The 16,709-nt window shown below is 71.5% G+C and carries 16 protein-coding genes; 9 read left to right on the top strand and 7 right to left on the bottom strand.

From position 1 onward, the window contains the following. Together ACFWPS_RS42320 and ACFWPS_RS42325 are read right to left on the bottom strand one after the other, a co-directional pair. Positions 1-618 (bottom strand): hypothetical protein (locus ACFWPS_RS42320; protein ID WP_383716197.1); only part of this gene is annotated, 618 nt, incomplete at its 3' end. Positions 619-676: 58 nt separating this feature from the next. Then, positions 677-970, bottom strand: coding sequence for a hypothetical protein (locus ACFWPS_RS42325; protein ID WP_383716200.1), 294 nt, complete (start codon positions 968-970; stop codon positions 677-679). 164 nt (positions 971-1,134) lie between these two features. Between ACFWPS_RS42325 and ACFWPS_RS42330 the strand changes: the two genes are divergently transcribed. Then, positions 1,135-1,815: a hypothetical protein gene (locus ACFWPS_RS42330; RefSeq protein WP_383716202.1), complete on the top strand. Its 681-nt coding sequence runs from the start codon at positions 1,135-1,137 to the stop codon at positions 1,813-1,815. A 99-nt stretch (positions 1,816-1,914) separates the two neighbouring features. On the opposite strand, the gene ACFWPS_RS42335 is transcribed toward ACFWPS_RS42330, so the two are convergent. After that, the gene (locus ACFWPS_RS42335) at positions 1,915-2,520 is read right to left on the bottom strand and encodes a GPP34 family phosphoprotein (protein WP_383716205.1); all 606 of its coding nucleotides are present in this window, start codon (positions 2,518-2,520) and stop codon (positions 1,915-1,917) included. Between the two features lie 289 nt (positions 2,521-2,809). Between ACFWPS_RS42335 and ACFWPS_RS42340 the strand changes: the two genes are divergently transcribed. Then, entirely contained in the window at positions 2,810-3,664 is an 855-nt protein-coding gene (locus ACFWPS_RS42340) for a PaaX family transcriptional regulator C-terminal domain-containing protein (RefSeq protein ID WP_383716208.1), read from the top strand. Here the strand turns inward: ACFWPS_RS42340 and ACFWPS_RS42345 are convergent. Then, positions 3,661-4,074: a RidA family protein gene (locus ACFWPS_RS42345; RefSeq protein WP_383716211.1), complete on the bottom strand. Its 414-nt coding sequence runs from the start codon at positions 4,072-4,074 to the stop codon at positions 3,661-3,663. The two genes, ACFWPS_RS42340 and ACFWPS_RS42345, sit on opposite strands and share 4 nt — an antisense overlap. Positions 4,075-4,213: 139 nt before the next feature. Here ACFWPS_RS42345 and ACFWPS_RS42350 point away from each other — a divergent pair, with 139 nt between their 5' ends. Genes ACFWPS_RS42350 through ACFWPS_RS42365 form a run of 4 tightly spaced genes read left to right on the top strand, consistent with a single transcriptional unit; the run spans position 4,214 to position 9,705 of the window. Continuing rightward, positions 4,214-4,696, top strand: coding sequence for a cupin domain-containing protein (locus ACFWPS_RS42350; RefSeq protein ID WP_383716214.1), 483 nt, complete (start codon positions 4,214-4,216; stop codon positions 4,694-4,696). Then, positions 4,693-5,610, top strand: coding sequence for an acyl-CoA thioesterase (locus ACFWPS_RS42355; protein WP_383716217.1), 918 nt, complete (start codon positions 4,693-4,695; stop codon positions 5,608-5,610). The genes ACFWPS_RS42350 and ACFWPS_RS42355 overlap by 4 nt, the downstream gene beginning before the upstream one ends. A 46-nt stretch (positions 5,611-5,656) precedes the next feature. Then, the gene (locus ACFWPS_RS42360) at positions 5,657-7,309 is read left to right on the top strand and encodes an AMP-binding protein (RefSeq protein WP_383716220.1); all 1,653 of its coding nucleotides are present in this window, start codon (positions 5,657-5,659) and stop codon (positions 7,307-7,309) included. An 11-nt stretch (positions 7,310-7,320) separates the two neighbouring features. Continuing rightward, positions 7,321-9,705 carry a bifunctional salicylyl-CoA 5-hydroxylase/oxidoreductase gene (locus ACFWPS_RS42365; RefSeq protein ID WP_383716224.1) on the top strand — a complete coding sequence of 795 codons (2,385 nt, stop codon included), beginning with the start codon at positions 7,321-7,323 and terminating at the stop codon, positions 9,703-9,705. 20 nt (positions 9,706-9,725) lie between these two features. Here ACFWPS_RS42365 and ACFWPS_RS42370 read toward each other — a convergent pair whose 3' ends face one another. Then, positions 9,726-11,225, bottom strand: a complete 1,500-nt coding sequence (locus ACFWPS_RS42370) for a sensor histidine kinase (RefSeq protein WP_383716227.1) — start codon at positions 11,223-11,225, stop codon at positions 9,726-9,728. Beyond that, entirely contained in the window at positions 11,222-11,947 is a 726-nt protein-coding gene (locus ACFWPS_RS42375; protein ID WP_383716230.1) for a response regulator transcription factor, read from the bottom strand. Before ACFWPS_RS42375 ends, ACFWPS_RS42370 begins: the two co-directional genes overlap by 4 nt. A 399-nt stretch (positions 11,948-12,346) precedes the next feature. Between ACFWPS_RS42375 and ACFWPS_RS42380 the strand changes: the two genes are divergently transcribed. Next, a complete protein-coding gene (locus tag ACFWPS_RS42380; RefSeq protein ID WP_383716234.1) occupies positions 12,347-12,862 on the top strand; it encodes a transglycosylase SLT domain-containing protein in 516 nt (171 codons plus the stop codon). 34 nt (positions 12,863-12,896) lie between these two features. Here ACFWPS_RS42380 and ACFWPS_RS42385 read toward each other — a convergent pair whose 3' ends face one another. Continuing rightward, the gene (locus ACFWPS_RS42385; RefSeq protein WP_383716237.1) at positions 12,897-14,348 is read right to left on the bottom strand and encodes a purine-cytosine permease family protein; all 1,452 of its coding nucleotides are present in this window, start codon (positions 14,346-14,348) and stop codon (positions 12,897-12,899) included. Between the two features lie 264 nt (positions 14,349-14,612). On the opposite strand from ACFWPS_RS42385, the gene ACFWPS_RS42390 reads away from it, so the two are divergent. Together ACFWPS_RS42390 and ACFWPS_RS42395 are read left to right on the top strand one after the other, a co-directional pair. Then, a complete protein-coding gene (locus tag ACFWPS_RS42390) occupies positions 14,613-15,416 on the top strand; it encodes a serine hydrolase (protein ID WP_383716240.1) in 804 nt (267 codons plus the stop codon). A 52-nt stretch (positions 15,417-15,468) separates the two neighbouring features. After that, complete coding sequence (locus ACFWPS_RS42395) at positions 15,469-16,695, top strand: AI-2E family transporter (protein ID WP_383716243.1); 1,227 nt, start codon at positions 15,469-15,471, stop codon at positions 16,693-16,695. The last annotated feature ends 14 nt before the right edge of the window (positions 16,696-16,709 follow it).

The raw sequence follows: 16,709 nt of genomic DNA on the forward strand, positions 1-16,709 counted from the left end.
GTCCGGGAGAACCTGGACGCCGTCGTCGGTCACGAAGCGGAACGTGCTGGTGATGGCGTCGAAAAGGTCGTACACCTCGTTCTTCAACGGCAGGTTGGGGCTGGCGAGGGTCACCACGAGGAAGTCCTCGGTGCTGCCGGGCACCGGCATCATCGTGTGCATCGTCAGCAGCTTGACGTCGATGTCCCCGGTCAGCCGGGTCACCTCGGTGCCGGTGACCCGGGCCGCCGTGCCCACGTGGGGCACCTTCGCCGATGCGATGACCCTGTCCTTCGGTGCCGCACCGGTCGCCGAGGAGACCCCGAGCCGTGCGGACAGCACGGGCAACGTGAGCTCCTCGCCCTTGGGCGTGCTGACGGCGAAGACCATGCCGTACGCCATGAAGAGGCCCTCGGTGTACATCGTCGCCGTGCCCGCGGCCAGCAGCGCCCCGTAGCGGCGGGCCGCCCGGGTCACCTCCCGGCCCTGCCGGAACATGTCGTTGATCCGTGCCTTCTCGCGCGGGTCGTCGGTCGCGGCGAGGGCCTGGGCGCGGGTCCTGGCCAGTTCCTCGCCGCTCAGGTCCACCTGCTGCCACTGGTCCGGTATGTCCAGCAGAAATCGTTGTGCAGTGCTCATCGGTCGGCCGTCACCTTCGGGGGAGTGCGGGACAGGTCGGGGGATCCGCCGGGGGAGTTCACCGGCCGCTGCCGTCGTCGAGGTTCGACACCGCGTCCTGGTCGGTCTTCTCGAAGGAGTCCAGGATGTTGCCGATGGCGTCCCGGATGCCCTGCACCTGCTTCTGCAGCTGGTGCTTGCCGTCCTCCCACTTGTTCTCGAAGTTCTGTGCGGAGCCGTGGGAGAGCTCGGGCCCGAACGCGGCATCGAAGTCGAACGTGTGGTGTCCGATGTCGATGAAGTCGTGCACGAAGCCCAGCATGTCCTGGGCCTCCTTGAGTTCACTCCCGGGGATGTTGACGTCCGACGCCACTGCGGGCCCCCGTTCCTGTGCGGTGAGGATTCGTCTCTGCGGGGAACACGAGGCCGGCCGCGCAAAACGTTCACCCGTCGCGGACGGCCGAACGGTTCCGCGTGGCGCCGGTGGCATCGAAGGCGGCATTGAACCCTCGCCGGTGCCTGTCTCGTGTAGCAGGCATGACCTCGCTCCTCACCCGGCCGCCGTCCCACGGCGGTGCCGCACGCCGTGCCGTCGTCGCATCCGCCCTCGCCCTCTGCGCGGCGGCGAGCCTCACGGCCTGCGGCAAGACGATCTCCATCGGCGACAGCTCGTCCCCGGCCACCTCGTCCACCCCGTCGCCGTCCCCCTCCGCCGCGGCCTCGTCCACCGCTCCGGCCCAGGGCTCGGGCAACTCGGCGCTCCAGGTGGTCGACTCCACCGCGCAGGACGCCGGCCTCAGCGGTACCGGCGGGACCGTGGTCGGAGCGGCCGTGCAGGAAGCGCCGCCCAAGTGGGTGCAGTTGGCCGCGGTGACCTCGGCGCCGCTGTCCGCCGCGCACCTCATCAACATCAACCAGGCGGCGCTGTACCGCTTCGACGACGACACCGCCCACCCGTCGAAGTCGTCCTGCACCGGTGCCTGCGCGGTGAAGTGGCCGCCCGTGACCATCCAGGAGGGCGGCAACGTCTATCTGGCGGGCGTGAACCCGAAGGAGGTCGGGGCCATCCGCCGCCCGGACGGCCAGGTCCAGATCACCGTCGGCGGCTGGCCCGTCTACCGCTTCTCGGGTGACAGCAAGCCGGGCGACCTGAACGGCCAGGGGCTCGACGGCAAGTGGTTCGCGGTCGGCCCCACCGGGGAGAAGGCGACACAGTGACGGGCGGAACGGCGTTGCCGCAGCGGTAGGCCGCGTGGGTGCGACGGCAGCGCGACGGTGCTCAGGAGCGATCCGGGCGGCGCCGCACGGCAGCGACCGTCACAGGCCGCGCCAGACGTTGTCGAACGCCGCGTCCTCGATCTCCCTCCGCTGGCGTACGGCGGCCAGTTCCGTCACGGCGTCGTCCACGGCGGCCACCACCGTCACGATCGCGTCGGAGACCGCACTCGCGAGGTCCTTGGCCGCCTCGTCCCCGATCCCCACCCCGGCCGCGAGGGCGGCGAGCACCGGCTCGCCCGACGCCCAGCGCTCGTGCGCCCGCGCACGCTCGGGCGAGTCGGCGGCCTCCGTCCGCCCCGTCGGCAGCGACAGCCAGCGCCGCCGCTGCTGGGCGACGGTCCCGTCCGCCTCCAGGGCCTCCAGATAGGCGGCGCCCAGGCCGCGCCCCCGCCGCCACAGCCAGTCCTCGACCGACTCGTACGGCGTCTCCCGGCGCAGCGCCGTCACCGCCTCGTCGAGGAGCCGGTCACCCGCCGCGCCCGCCGGTGCGGGCACGATGAGCTCGCCGTCGAGCGTGACCGCCCCGGCGTCGATGAGATCGACCAGTTCGGCTCCCGCGAGCGCCAGCGAGAGGTCACCCTGCTCGACGGGCCGCGCGGCGGCGTCGTACACGGTGACGAGGAACAGGTCCCGGGGTGTGGTCATGACGGACTCCCCAACAGAGACGACGAAGGCACCAGAGGTATCTGAGTCACTAGAGGTATCAGAGGTATCGAGAGGTGTCAGGGACAACGACGGCGCCGATGACGACGATGCCCGGTCGGACGCCGCCGCCCGTGCCGTACCACCACCATGTGCCGTCGGCAGGCGACCCGCAGCACGACGTGAGCGCGCCGGGCCCCGGAGCGGTGATCCGCACCGCCGGTGCGGCACCCGCACGCGCGATAGGCTGCTGCGCGATCAGAAGGGTGACTCCGGCCGGAGGTGGGTGGGCATGACAGCGCACGTCGAGCCGTCGACCGCCGTCGGCGCGGGCGGCCGGGACAGCCGGCTGGGCCCGCTGATCATCACCCTCTTCGCGCTGTACGCGCGCCGCGAGCACAACTGGCTCTCCGTCGCCTCCGTCATACGCCTCATGGCCGACCTCGGGGTGGAGGGGCAGGCCGTGCGCTCGGCGGTGTCCCGGCTGAAGCGGCGCGGGGTGCTGCGCGGTGAGCGCCACGAGGGTGCCGCCGGGTACGCCGTCTCCCAGGGCACGCTGGAGGTCCTCGAAGACGGCGACGTGCGCATCTTCGAGCGGAACCGGGCCGCGGCCGGCGACGGCTGGCTCGTCGTCGTGTTCTCCGTGCCCGAGTCCGAACGCGACAAGCGCCACGCCCTGCGCACCGCCCTGACCCGGCTGGGCTTCGGCACCGCGGCCCCCGGCGTGTGGGTGGCGCCCGGCATCCTGGCCGACGAGACCCGCCGCACCCTGCAGCGCCTCGGGCTGACGCCGTATGTGGACATCTTCACCGGCGACCACTTCGCCTTCGGCGACCTGTCGGCGAAGGTCCGCGAGTGGTGGGACCTCGACGAGCTCACCGCGCTCTACTCGGACTTCCTGGAGCGGTACCGGCCGGTGAGCGAGCGCGCGGCGGCGGGCGCGATCCCGGCCCGGGAGGCGTTCGGGATCTATCTGCCGATGCTCACCGAGTGGCGCCGGCTCCCCTACCGCGACCCCGGGCTGCCGCTGTCCCTGCTGCCGCCGGGCTGGATGGGCGAGACCGCCGGCGCGCTCTTCGAGGAACTCGACAAGACGCTCCGGGAGCCCGCCCGCGCACACGCCCTGGCGGTCATACACAGCCGTTAGGGCCTGATCAGCCGCTCCTCCGGGATCACGGCCACGCCGAGGATCTCGATCAGCGCCTCCGGCTGCCAGAGTGCGGTGCAGCCGATGCCCGCCATCGCCGGGTACACCGGCCCCGCGAGCTCCCGCCACACCCTGCCGATCTCCTTGCCGTGGGCCTGGTAGCCGGGGATGTCCGTGAGGTAGATCGTCACGCTCACCAGGTCCTCCGGCTCGCCGCCGGCCGCCCGCAGCGTGGTCAGCACATTGCCGAACGCCTGGCGGAACTGCTCGACGATGCCACCCGGAACGATCTTCATATCGGCGTCGAGCGCGGTCTGGCCGCCCAGGTGGAGCGTGTTCCCCGCAAGGGTTCCGTGCGAGTAGCCGCTCGGGGCCGGCAGGGCGGGCGGGTTCACGGCGACGGGAGTCATCAGGCCTCCGGTTCGGTGGTGTCCGGCTCCGGCCGCACGGCCGGGCGTATTGACAATAAATGACGACCGTGAAAAATACGAGATAGAGCGCGCGGTCCGGTCCGGACCCCGGCGAGCCCACGGAAACGGAGTCGATTCCATGGAGCCTGACCTCGGCAAGTACCGGCTTGAGGGCGACAACGCGATGTACCGGCTGCCCAGCGGCCTCGTCGCCCCGGTCGTGACCCGGGCCGGCCAGGAGGACGTCAACACCGCCGACTCGGGCGGCGCCGTCCGCGTGTCGGGCGTCAGCGCCCGGCACACCCCGGCGCGCCGCCTGTGGTACGGCAAGGTCAGCAACGAGCCCGGCTACCGCTCGGTCTCCCACCACCACGGCGAGGCCGAGACCGGCGGCTACGTCCTGTCGGGCCGGGCCCGGATCTACTTCGGCGAGAAGTTCGAGGACTACCTCGACATGGAGGAGGGCGACTGGGTCTTCGTCCCGCCGTTCATGCCGCACGTCGAGTGCAACCTCTCCCGCAGCAGGCCACTGGTGTGGATGACCACCCGGACCCCGGAGAACATCGTGGTGAACCTGCCCGACGTGGCCGACACCGACCTGCGCGACTGGCTGAACCGATGAGCGCCGACCCGGCCGTCCCGAACGCGCCGACCTCCGCGATCGTCACGGCGGCCCTCACCCTGAAACCCGCCCCGCCCGAGCACTTCGACCTCGCCTTCACCGCGACCACCCAGCCCTGCCCCTGGCCCAAGGCCTACGGCGGCGACCTCGTCGCCCAGGCCGCCGCCGCGGCGATGCGCTCGGTGACCGACGGCAAGACACTGCACTCCATGCACAGCTACTTCCTGCGCCCGGCGGACATCGGCGCCGAGGTCCGCTACGAGGTGGAGGTGCTCCGCGACGGCCGCGGCTACAGCACCCGCCAGGTACGCGGCTACCAGAACGGCAAGGTGCTGTACGTCTGCCTCGCCAACTTCGCGGCGGGGGAGCCGGGTTCGTCCTTCCACGCCGAGTTCGCCGAGGACGTCCCGGGGCCCGAGACGCTGCCCGGCTCGGCCGGGTACCTCGCCGAGCGCACCGGCGGCACCATGACCGACGGGTCCAAGGCCTACTGGAGCGGCGGCCGCGGCTTCGACATGCGCCACGTACCCGGCCCCGTCTACCTCACCGTCGACGGCGAACGGCTGCCCCACCAGGCCGTCTGGGTACGGCCGTTCGACGCGCTCCGCCCCGTCGAGGGACTCACCGACGCCCAGCGCGACCTGGCCGCCCTCGCCTACGTCTGCGACTACACCATCCTCGAACCCGTCCTGCGCGTCCTCGGCCTGGCCTGGGCCGACCCCGGCCTGGTCACCGCCAGCCTCGACCACGCCATGTGGTTCCACCGTCCCGCACCGGTCGGCGACTGGCTGCTCTACGCCCAGGAAGCGGTGGCCGCCGACGCGGGCCGCGGACTGGGCAGCGGCCGCTTCTTCACCCGCGACCACCGCCACCTGGCCACCGTGGTCCAGGAGGGCATGATCCGTCCCGCCTGAGCCGCCCGCCGTACACCACCGGCGGGCTCCCGGAAGGAACCCCGCGTTGGCTCTTCCGCCCTCACCCACCTCGCACCTGGACACCTTCGCGCGGGATCACCTCCCGCCCGCCGAACAGTGGCCCACCATCGAGTTCACCACTCCCGAACTGGCCTACCCGGACCGCCTCAACGCGGCCGGCGAGCTCATCGACGCGGCCGTCGAGCGCCACGGCCCCGACCGCCCCGCCCTGCGCACCCCGGCCGGGGAGCTGTGGACCTACGGCGAACTGCGCACCCGCGCCAACCAGGTCGCCCAGGTGCTCACCGCCGACCTGGACCTGGTACCGGGGCAGCGCGTCCTGCTGCGCGCGCCCAACACCCCCTGGACGGTGGCCTGCTGGCTCGGTGTCCTGAAGGCCGGCGGGGTGGTGGTCACCACGATGGCCGCGCTGCGCGCCCGGGAGATCGTCCCGATCGCCGAACGCACCCGGCCCGCGCTCGCCCTCGTGGACCACCGCTTCACCGACGACGTCCGCACCGCACTGCCCGGCCTGCGGGTGGTCGAGTACGGCGGGACCGGCGACGGCGACCTGGTGGCCCGGTGCGCAGCGAAGTCCGGTGAGTTCACGAACGTCGACACCGCCGCCGACGACGTGGCACTCCTCGGCCCGACCTCGGGCAGCACCGGCGTCCCGAAGATCACCATGCACTTCCACCGGGACATCCTGTCCATCGACAACACCTTCGGACGGCACGTCCTGCGGCTGCGGCCGGACGACCTGGTCGCCTGCACGGCGCCGTTCGCCTTCACCTTCGGCCTCGGCATGCTCGTCGTCTTCCCGCTGCGGGCCGGCGCCTGTGCCCTGCTCACGGAGACGGCGACACCGCCCCAGCTCGCCGACCTGGTCGAGAAACACGGTGTCACGGTCCTCGCCACCGCACCCACCGCCTACAAGGCGATCGTGCGCGACGGCAAGGAACGCCAACTGGGCAGTCTGCGGACCGGGGTGTCGGCCGGCGAACACATACCGCTCAGCACCTGGGAGGAACTGCGCGACCGCATCGGGCTGAAGGTCATCGACGGCATCGGCGCGACCGAGCTGCTGCACATCTTCATCTCGGCCGCCGGCGACGACATCAGGCCCGGCGCCACCGGCCGGCCGGTGCCCGGCTACCGGGCCACGATCCTCGGCCTCGACGGCGAGGAACTCGGCCCGGGGGAGCCCGGGCGGCTCGGCGTCATCGGCCCGGTGGGCTGCCGCTATCTCGACGACAAGCGGCAGCAGGACTACGTCGTGGGCGGCTGGAACGTCACCGGCGACATCTTCCACCGTGACGAGGACGGCTACTTCCACTACCACGCGCGCAGCGACAACATGATCGTCTCGTCCGGGTACAACATCGGCGGTCCCGAGGTGGAGGCCGCCGTCGACACCCACCCGGACGTCGTCGAATCGGCGGTGGTGGCCCGTCCCGACCCGGAGCGCGGCTCGGTCGTGTGCGCCTTCGTGGTGCTGCGCGAGGGCGTCACCGGGGACGCGGCCAAGGTCAAGGAGATCCAGGACCACGTCAAGCAGGTCCTCGCGCCCTACAAGTACCCACGGGACGTGCGCTTCCGCGACACCCTGCCGCGCAACACCAGCGGCAAGCTCCAGCGGTTCGCCCTCCGCAGGATCATCGAACAAGAGCAGGCCGCCGAGCCGGTCGCCGAGCAGTGAGAGGAACTCCGGTGAAAATCGCGATCATCGGCGGTGGCCCGGGCGGGCTCTACCTCGCGGCATTGATGAAGCAGCTGGACCCCGCCCACGAGATCACCGTGTGGGAACGCAACGCCCCCGACGACACGTTCGGCTTCGGCGTGGTCTTCTCCGACGAGACCCTCGGCGGCATCGAGAACGCCGACACCGTCTTCGCCGAGGCCATGGCCCGCCGCTTCGCCCGCTGGACGGACATCGACATCCACTACCGGGGCGAGAGCCACACCGTCGGCGGCCAGGGCTTCGCCGCGATGAGCCGCAAGGAACTCCTGCGCCTCCTGCAGGAGCGCTGCCGCGAGCTGGGCGTCACCCTGCGCTTCTCCACCCTCGCGCCCGAGGTGGCCGAGCTGCGCGCCTCGTACGACCTCGTCGTCGGCGCGGACGGCGTCAACTCCGGTGTCCGTACGGCCTGTTCGGGCCTCTTCGGCCCCTCCCTGGACCGGCGGCACAGCAAGTACATGTGGCTGGGCACGGACCGGGTCTTCGAGGCCTTCCAGTTCTTCGTCAAGGAGACGGAGTGGGGGGTCATGCAGGTCCACGGTTACCCCTACTCCGACGCCGGTTCGACGTTCATCGTGGAGATGCACGAGGACGTCTGGCGCCGGGCGGGCTTCGACGCCACCGAGGACGCCGTGTTCGCGCCGGGTGTCTCCGACGAGCAGGCCGTGTCCCGGGTCCGTGAGCTGTTCGCCGCGGAACTCGACGGACACCAGGTGTTCGCGAACAACTCCAAGTGGCTGAACTTCACCACCGTGCGCAACGAGCGGTGGCACCACGAGAACCTGGTCCTGATCGGCGACGCCGCCCACACCGCCCACTTCTCCATCGGCTCCGGCACCAAACTGGCCATGGAGGACGCCCTGGCCCTCGCCGCCTGTCTGCACGAACACCCGGACACCGAAAGCGCGTTGAGCGCCTACGAGAGCGAGCGGCGCCCGGTGGTGGAGTCCACACAGCGGGCCGCGCAGGCCTCGCTGGAGTGGTTCGAGAACATCGGCATGTACGCCCGCCAGGAACCCACCCAGTTCTGCTTCAACCTCCTCACCCGCTCCCGCCGCATCACCTACGACAACCTGCGCACCCGGGATGCCGAGTTCGCCGACCGCGTCGACACCGCCTTCGCCGCGGCGCAGGGCCTGAGCGACCGGGCCCCCGCGATGTTCCAGCCGTTCCGCATCGGCCGACTGGAGCTGAAGAACCGGGTGGTCGTCTCCCCGATGGACATGTACTCCGCCGTCGACGGGGTCCCCGGGGACTTCCACCTCGTCCACCTCGGCTCCAGGGCCATGGGCGGGGCCGGTCTGGTGATGACGGAGATGGTCTGCGTCTCGCCCGAGGGCCGGATCACCCCCGGCTGCACCGGCCTGTGGAACGACGCACAACGCGACTCCTGGACCCGCGTCGTGGACTTCGTGCACGCCCGCAGCACCGCTCGCATCGGCCTCCAGCTCGGCCACTCCGGCCGCAAGGGCTCGACCCGGCTGATGTGGGAGGGCATGGACGAACCGCTTCCGGACGGCAACTGGGAGACCGTCGGCCCCTCCCCGCTGCCGTACGGCCCCGGCTCACCCGCACCCCGCGAGCTCACCCGCGCCGACCTGGACCGGATCAGGGACGAGTTCACGGCGGCGGCCCGGCGCGGCGCGGACGCCGGCTTCGACCTCCTCGAACTCCACTGCGCCCACGGTTACCTGCTCTCCTCGTTCCTCTCGCCGATCGCCAACCACCGCACCGACGCGTACGGCGGGTCGCTGGAGAACCGGCTGCGCTACCCCCTGGAGGTCTTCGACGCCGTCCGTGCCGTCTGGCCCGCCGAACGCCCCGTGATCGTGCGGATCTCCGCCACCGACTGGATGCCGGACGGCAACACCGAGCACGACGCCGTCGAGATCGCCCGCGCCTTCGTCGCCCACGGCGCGGCCGGCGTCGACGTCTCCACCGGCCAGGTCACCAAGGAGGAGCGGCCCGCCTACGGCCGCTCCTACCAGACCCCGTTCGCCGACCGCATCCGGCACGAGGTCGCCGCCGCCACCGGGGCGGCCGTCATCGCCGTCGGCGCCATCGCCTCCTACGACGACGTCAACTCCATCCTCCTCGCCGGGCGCGCCGACCTGTGCGCCCTGGGCCGTACCCACCTGTACGACCCGCACTGGACCCTGCACGCGGCGGCCGAGCAGGAGTACCGGGGAGCGGCCGCCGAGTGGCCCGCGCAGTTCAGGGCCGGCCGCCGCAAACCCCCCACCGCACGCACCGACGCCGTCCGCCCCCGCCTGTCGCTGCTGCGGGCCGGACAGCCGGGGGAGAGCGTCCATCTGCGGTGGAAGCCCGCGGGGGAGGAGCTGCCGGTGGTGCGGTGACGTCGGGCGGCGCCGGCGGGTCAGTTCCCCGCCGTGGTGGTCGCCGGCATCTGGACGGCGGTGCCGGAGAGCGGCAGCGTGACGGTGAACCGGGTGTCGCCGGGCGCGCTGTCCACCTCGACCCGGCCGCCGTGCGCCTGGGTGATCGCGGCCGTGATGGCCAGCCCCAGACCCGCCCCGCCCGCGGTGCCGGGGGCGCGGGAGCGGGAGGCGTCACCCCGGGTGAAGCGGTCGAAGACCGTCGGCAGGAGCTCGCCCGGGATGCCCGGACCGTCGTCGTGCACACGGATCACGCAGTGCCCGTCCGCCGTCTCCACCGTGACGGTGATCCGCGTCCCGGCGGGGGTGTGCACCCGGGCGTTGGCCAGCAGGTTGGCCGCCACCTGGTGCAGCCGGGACGGGTCGCCGGTCACCGTGGCGGGCGCGTCGAGGCACAGCACCAGCTGCCAGTGATGGTCCGACCCCGCCGCGCGGGCGTCCCAGACCGCGTCCCCGACCAGGGTCGCCAGGTTCACCTCGGCGGCCTCCAGCGGTCTGCCCTCCTCCAGCCGGGCGAGCAGCAGCAGGTCCTCGACCAGTCCCGTCATCCGCGCCGACTGGTCGGAGACCCGGCGCCAGGCCAGCTCCGGTTCGATCTTCCGGGTGTCCACACCCATCAGCATCAGCTCGGCGTACCCGGCGATCGAGGCGAGCGGGGTGCGCAGCTCATGACTGGCATCGGCGAGGAAGCGCCGCATGTGTTCCTCGGCACGCTGGCGCTCGGACAGGGACCACTCCACGTGGTCGATCAGCCGGTTCAGAGCTACCCCGACCTGGCCCACCTCGGTGCCCGGATCGGTGTCCGGCGCCGGTACCCGGGTGAGCCCGCTGACCTCGCCCCGGTCCAGCGGTGCCTGCGAGACCGCGACGGCGGTGGCGGCGACCCGCCGCAGCGGCCGCAGCTGACGCCGGATCGCCACCGCCGACACCGAGCCCGCCAGCACCAGCCCGACCCCGGCGATACAGGCCTCGATCACCACCAGGGAGTCGATCATCTGCCGCACGCCGCCCACCGGCAGCCCGGCCAGCATGGCGGTGCCGCCCTCACTGACGGCCGTCAGCCGGTAGGCGCCCAGACCCGGGATCGTCCGGGTGTGCAGGGTTCCGTCGGCCGGAATGCCGCCGAGGGCGGCGCGCTGGGCGGCGCTGAGGGAGCGCGGGCCGTCGTCCGTCACCACCTCGGCCGTGGTGATCTCCGCGCCGTCCATCAGGGCGGCGAGGGTGCCGGTGTGCTGGCCGCGCTCGTGGAGGAAGCCGAGGCTCGCCCCGGGCGGCGCGTGCTCCCGGCCACCCTGGCTGTGCTCGGCGGCGTCGGTGACCCGCTGGTCCAGGTCCCTGATCAGGTAGTAGCGCTGGACGAGCACGGTCGCCAGGGCCATCGCCGTGCAGACGGCGGCCAGGGTGAGGGAGTGGACGAGGACCATCCGGACCCGCAGCGAGCGCCCGCGGAGCCGGGTGCGGGCCCGCCCGACGACCGTCATGCCTGGTCGTCCGCCGGTCTGATGACATACCCGGCGCCGCGCACGGTGTGGATCATCGGCCGGCGGTCCTTGTCGATCTTCGCGCGCAGACCGTAGACGTACACCTCCACCAGGTTTCCGCCGCCGTCGAACGAGCTGTTCCACACGTGGTCGAGGATCTGCGTCTTGCTGAGCACCTGGCGCGGGTGGTCCATCAGGAACCGCAGCAGGTCGAACTCCTTCGCGGTGAGCGAGATCGGCGTGCCGCCCCGGCGCACCTCGCGGGTCCGGTCACCCAGCACCAGGTCGCCGAGCAGCCGCACCCCGTCCTCCGCGGCGGCCTCGCCGGCCCCGGAGCGGCGCAGCAGACCGCGCAGCCGGAGCATCACCTCCTCCAGGGAGAAGGGCTTGGTCACATAGTCGTCGGCGCCGGTCGAGAGCCCGTCGAGCCGGTGCTCCACCGCGTCCCGGGCGGTCAGCATCAGCACGGGCACCCTGGCGTTCTCGTAGCGCAGCCGGCGCAGCACCTGGATCCCGTCCAGGTCGGGCAGCATGCCGTCCAGCACGACGGCGTGCGGTCCGCAGGTGCGGGCGGTGCGCAGCGCGCCGTACCCGTTGCGCGCCACGAACGGCTGCCAGCCCGCCGCGCTGACGGCGACCGAGAGCAGTTCGGTCAGCTCGGGCTCGTCGTCGACGATCAGCACCCGGATCGCCCCCGGCGCCGGTGTGGAGGTGTCAGACATGGGCGGATGCTCTCGCGACGGCCTGTACGAGAGCTGTGGAGCGAGCCCACCCCGTCCCGAGAGCCCCGCGAAGGGCCCTGAACGCGTGACACCCCCCATAGGAGCCACATCACATCCTATGCGGCATCGTAGGAACGGAACGCCCTGAACTGGCTATAAGACACCCATTAACGGCCATTTCGGGCATTCAATCCGAAGTCGGGTAGTACGTCACATCATTGCGGCCTGCTCCGGCTGCCGCTAACCATTGCTCTCGTCGCCGGGAGACGGGCGACGGGCCGAGCGGATCTCCGCCGGACCCGCCCACTCCCGCCGGTAGTACGGGCTCCGCCCACCGCCGCCGCACACCGCGGCCGGCGCCGACGCCGTCCCCCACCGGAGAGTTGCATTCGCATGACCATGACCACTCGCACCCGCATCGCCCGCCTGCGCACCCTCGGCCTCGCCGGCCTCGCCACCACCGGTGCCGCGGCCGCCGCCCTCACCCTGATGCCGGCGAACGCACAGGCCGCCGAACTGACGCAGGCGCACACCTCCACCGCGGTCACGGCCTCCTCCGGCGACACCAGCCGCACCGCCTCCCGGAGCGGCTCCGCCAACAACCTCGACGGCTGGATCAAGCAGTCCCTGCAGATCATGAAGGCCAAGGGCATCCCCGGCAGCTACGACGGCCTCAAGCGCAACATCATGCGCGAGTCCGGCGGCAACCCGAGCGCCCAGAACAACTGGGACGTCAACGCGCAGAAGGGCACCCCCTCCAAGGGCCTGCTCCAGGTCATCGACCCCACCTTCAACGCGTACCACGTGACCGGCACCGCCCACAGCGTCACCGACCCGGTCGCCAACATCACCGCGGCCGCCAACTACGCCGCCCACCGGTACGGCTCCATCGACAACGTCAACTCGGCCTACTGACCTTGACGGCGACCGGCCGGACCGGAGCCCGGTCCTACGGCTCGCGGTGCTCGTGCGCCGCCTGCTCCAGGGCCGCGGCCTCCGCCTCGGCGACGCGGGTCTCCGCCTCGACGTCGATCGAACGGGTCAGCAGCCAGTACAGCAGCGCCGACACCGGCAGCCCGATGAACAGCGAGATGTCCGCCCCGTCCAGGGCCTTGGCGGCGGGGCCGACGAAGAGCGTGCCGACCGAGAAGAACGGGATCATGACCGCGAACCCGACCAGGTACGAGATGATCCCCTGCCAGCCCCAGCGGCCGTAGATGCCGTTCGGCTTGAAGATCTCCGCGATCGCGTAGTGACCCCGGCGCACCACGTAGTAGTCCATCAGGTTCACGGACGTCCACGGGATGAACAGATACAGCACCAGCAGCAGGAAGTTGTTGAAGTTCGTCAGGAAGTTCGTCGTCGCCGCCAGTGCGCCGATCAGCGAGAGCGCCGCGGTCACCACGAGGGTGACCAGGCGCACGGCCAGGGTCGGGCGCACCCGCTTGAACGAGTCGATGGCACTGATCAGGGTCAGTGAGCCGCCGTACATGTTCAGTGCGGTGACGGAGATCAGGCCCAGCGCGGAGAACAGCAGGACGATCGCGCCGAAGCCGTCGAAGACCTTGTCACCGGCGGCGTTGATCGACGGGATCGTGTCGAAGCTGTCGCCCGCCCAGGCGGCCAGCAGCGTCCCGAGCACCATCAGCCAGATGCCGCCGAGCGCCGAGCCGAAGTAGGTCCAGTAGAACGTCTTGCGGACGGTGACGTCCGGCGGCAGGTACCGCGAGTAGTCCGAGACATAGATGGCCCAGCTGATCTGGTAGCCGGCGACCACGCCGAACTGCGCCAGGAACGGCGTGACCTTGAAGGCGCCGAGGTCGAACGAGCCCGCCGGGTAGTGCAGGGTGACCAGGACGCCGACGGTGAAGATCCCGAAGATGACCAGGAACGTGTAGGTCAGGAACCGCTCGGCCTTGTGGATGATGTCGTACCCCACCAGCGCCACGACCAGCGCGACCACGGTGACCACGACCACCCAGAGCTTCACGCCACCGTGGATCGTGGTGTCCAGGGCCTCACCGGCCAGGACGGTGTTGAACACGTTGAAGCCCGCGTACTGCACATACGCGAACAGCCACACCAGCAGCGCCCCGACATAGCCGAACTGCGGGCGGGACTGGATCATCTGCGGCAGTCCCAGCTGCGGCCCCTGCGCCGAGTGGAACGCCATGAAGAACGTGCCGATCAGGGTGCCCGCGACGATCGCCAGCAGCGACCAGATCAGGTTGCCGCCCTCCGTGATGCTGATCAGCCCCACGGCCAGGGTGGCGATCTGCGCGTTGGACATGAACCACAGCGGTCCCAGATGCCACAGCTTGCCGTGCCGCTCGTCCAGCGGCACGTAGTCGATGGACCGGACCTCCAGACCGCTCACCCGCGGTTCCGCCGATGTGCTCATGGCACCTCCCAGGGGCCAGTCCGTCACTGTGACCACATTCTTCCCCCGGATGGATATGGATGAGGCATGCGGAATTCCTGTTCCGTACACCGGAAATCTCGTTCCGTGCGTGGCCCTGTCGCCGCGGTCACAGGCGGCCCTGTTGCTCTGCTCACAAACGGCCCCGAACCGGTCGCGACGTGGCGGCGGTCATGTCGCGGACCGGCCATTTTGTCTACGTTCGCAGTTCTGTGTCCCTGCCACCGAACTGCGAAGGCTCCCGCCATGCTCAACCGAACCCTGTCCCTCGTGGCCGCGGCGGTGGCCCTGCTCGTCGGAGCCGCGCCGACGGCCCTGGCGGCCGGCGCCGGTTCCGGCCCCGCCGCCTTCCGCACCGCCGTGGCGGCACAGGGCAAGGCACGGGTGACCGCCGCCGTCCTCGACCTGGGCGGCACGAGCCGGGAACCCGCCGTCTACGGCGACGACACGCCGTACGACACGGCGAGCATCGTGAAGGTCGACATCCTCGCCGCCATGCTGCTCCACGCCCGGGACCACCGGCGTGAACTCACCGCACGGGAGAGCGCCGAGGCGGAGGTGATGATCCGTGACAGCGACAACACCGCGGCCAGCGCCCTGTGGCGGGCCATCGGCGAGGCCCCCGGCCTGGAGTCGGCCAACAAGCGCCTCGGGCTGACCTCGACCCAGGGCGGCCCCGGCGGCCGCTGGGGGCTCACCCGGACCACCGCGGCCGATCAGATACGACTGCTGCGCGCGGTCTTCGGCACCGGCCCCACCCCCCTCGACGCGGCGTCCCGAGGCCGTATCGGCACCCTGATGACCGAGATCGCCGCCGACCAGTCCTGGGGCGTCTCGGCCGCCGCCGACTCGGGGTGGGCGCTGAAGAACGGCTGGCTCATGCGCACCACGACCGGACTGTGGGACATCAACAGCATCGGACGCATCACGGCCGGCGGGCACCACTACCTCGTCGCGGTCCTCTCCAACGGCAACACGTCCATGGCCGACGGTGTGAACCTGGTGGAACGAGCCGTCCGCACCGCCGTCTCCGACACGGCGGCCCACTGACCCCCTTGGCCCACTGCACTCCGCCCGCCGTCCGAAATGCCCCTAACGTGCATTGAAGGTGACGGAGGCGCGACGGAGGCCGGCAACGGGAGGCACGGTGGCGGGTGCGGGCGGGCCGGCGGCCGGACGGGGCCGCCGCGTGCGCCGCCCGCGGGGCACGGCACCGGACACTCGGACCGCACGCGCGATCCGGCTCCCGAAACGGCTCCACGACCCGCGCGCCTCCGATTCCGTCAGCGCGATCGTCGTCCCCGCCCTCCGGGTCGCCGCCGCCTACGCCTGGCGGCTCATCGCGGTCGGCATCGTCGTCTACGGCGTCTTCGTCATCCTCGGCCGCTTCCAGCTGATCGCCGTCGCCGTGTTCCTGGCCCTGGTCATCACCTCGGTGCTGCGCCCGCTCGCCGACCTGCTGGCCCGGTGGCTCCCCAGGCCGCTGTCCGTCGCCGTGAGCCTGGTCGGCAGCATCTGCGTCTTCTTCGGTCTGCTGGCCCTGGTGGGCAACGCGGTGGCGCAGGAGTCGGCGACGCTGGCCGACGAGTTCCGCGGCGGCATCCACCGGATCGAGGTCTGGCTGCAGCGCCCGCCCTTCCGGCTCGGGCCGGGCGCCCTGTCGCATCTCCAGCAGCAGATCGTGAACTACATCCAGTCCCACCGCTCCAACCTGGCCAGCAGGGCGCTCAGCGGCTTCGGCACCCTCGTCGAACTGATCACCGGCGGCGCGCTCGCACTCTTCACCTCGGTGTTCTTCATCCACTCGGGCGAACGGCTGTGGGCCTGGACGAGCCGCGAACTGCTGCCCGCCGGCGCCCGGAGCGCCTGGGACCGGGCGGGGCACGCGGCCTGGCGGACGTTCGCCGGATACACCCGCGGCATCATCATCGTGGCCGCCGCCAACGCCGTCCTCGTCGGCATCGCCCTGCTCGTGCTCCAGGTGCCGCTCGCGCTGCCGCTCACCCTGCTGGAGTTCTTCGCCGCGTTCGTCCCGCTGGTGGGCTCACCGGTCGCGCTGAGCGTGGCCACGGTGGTGGCGCTGGCCGGGCGCGGTCCGCTCACGGCCGCCGCCGTCCTCGTGCTCATCGTCGTGATCGGCCAGCTGGAGGGGCATGTGCTGCACCCGCTGGTGATGAGCTGGGCGGTGCGGCTGCACCCCCTCGTCGTCGCCGTGTCCGTCATCGCCGGCAGCATCGTCGCGGGGGTGATCGGCGCCGTCGTGGCCGTGCCGTTCATCTCCGTCATCTGGGCGGTGGCACGGGCCCTGCGCCCGGTGCCGCCGCCCTGACCCGCAGGTGCCGG

Origin of the sequence: Streptomyces sp. NPDC058457 (genome assembly GCF_042720695.1) — a bacterium.
In the GTDB taxonomy this organism is placed as follows: Bacteria; Actinomycetota; Actinomycetes; order Streptomycetales; family Streptomycetaceae; genus Streptomyces.

Coding starts and splice junctions, on each gene's coding strand:
- ACFWPS_RS42380 (WP_383716234.1), top strand. CDS start 12,347: ATGACCACTCGCACCCGCATCGCCCGCCTGCGCACCCTCGGCCTCGCC.
- ACFWPS_RS42390 (WP_383716240.1), top strand. CDS start 14,613: ATGCTCAACCGAACCCTGTCCCTCGTGGCCGCGGCGGTGGCCCTGCTC.
- ACFWPS_RS42375 (WP_383716230.1), bottom strand. CDS start 11,947: ATGTCTGACACCTCCACACCGGCGCCGGGGGCGATCCGGGTGCTGATC.
- ACFWPS_RS42330 (WP_383716202.1), top strand. CDS start 1,135: ATGACCTCGCTCCTCACCCGGCCGCCGTCCCACGGCGGTGCCGCACGC.
- ACFWPS_RS42340 (WP_383716208.1), top strand. CDS start 2,810: ATGACAGCGCACGTCGAGCCGTCGACCGCCGTCGGCGCGGGCGGCCGG.
- ACFWPS_RS42345 (WP_383716211.1), bottom strand. CDS start 4,074: ATGACTCCCGTCGCCGTGAACCCGCCCGCCCTGCCGGCCCCGAGCGGC.
- ACFWPS_RS42370 (WP_383716227.1), bottom strand. CDS start 11,225: ATGACGGTCGTCGGGCGGGCCCGCACCCGGCTCCGCGGGCGCTCGCTG.
- ACFWPS_RS42335 (WP_383716205.1), bottom strand. CDS start 2,520: ATGACCACACCCCGGGACCTGTTCCTCGTCACCGTGTACGACGCCGCC.
- ACFWPS_RS42385 (WP_383716237.1), bottom strand. CDS start 14,348: ATGAGCACATCGGCGGAACCGCGGGTGAGCGGTCTGGAGGTCCGGTCC.
- ACFWPS_RS42350 (WP_383716214.1), top strand. CDS start 4,214: ATGGAGCCTGACCTCGGCAAGTACCGGCTTGAGGGCGACAACGCGATG.
- ACFWPS_RS42355 (WP_383716217.1), top strand. CDS start 4,693: ATGAGCGCCGACCCGGCCGTCCCGAACGCGCCGACCTCCGCGATCGTC.